Annotated in this window: 1 protein-coding gene; it reads right to left on the reverse strand. The window is 64.0% G+C overall.

The window, feature by feature from the left end; translation table 11 throughout:
• Positions 1-73: 73 nt before the first annotated feature.
• Positions 74-304: a hypothetical protein gene (locus RVY79_RS17500; protein ID WP_048932151.1), complete on the reverse strand. Its 231-nt coding sequence runs from the start codon at positions 302-304 to the stop codon at positions 74-76.
• Between the last annotated feature and the right edge of the window lie 132 nt (positions 305-436).

Here is a 436-nt window from a genome sequence, read left to right on the forward strand (position 1 = left end):
CTGCCGTTGCGTGGCCTACGTACTGACCCTGCTTGGAGCTTCGCGCCTTCAATCAAAGCGTGTTTGATGCGGATCAACGGACCCGCACGCGCGACGGTGGGGTCGGTGGGAACAGCCGCCAGCAGCCGGTCTGGTGGCGAAAGAAGATGATCGCCAGCGGCCGCGTTGCCGTGGCCAACTCAGCCCGCACGCAACCGCGTTCGAGGCCTGGGCAGTGCACGCGCGTGATGCGCAGATGCGGCGTGTCGCTGGGGCCAAACCACTTGGCGAGCAAATCGCGAAGGGACGTGTGGTCGTTGGGCATCTTGTCCTCCTGCTCCTGGGGTTTGCATGCATGCGCGCCGTTTGGTGCTTCAAGCAATCTGCGCTTGCGGCAGTGCTGCGTGCCACTCGACTGCAAGCGCCAGCAGCATCAGCCAAAAAAGCGTCCGTACGG

Origin of the sequence: Chromohalobacter sp. HP20-39 (assembly GCF_033052815.1) — a bacterium.
Lineage (GTDB): Bacteria > Pseudomonadota > Gammaproteobacteria > Pseudomonadales > Halomonadaceae > Chromohalobacter.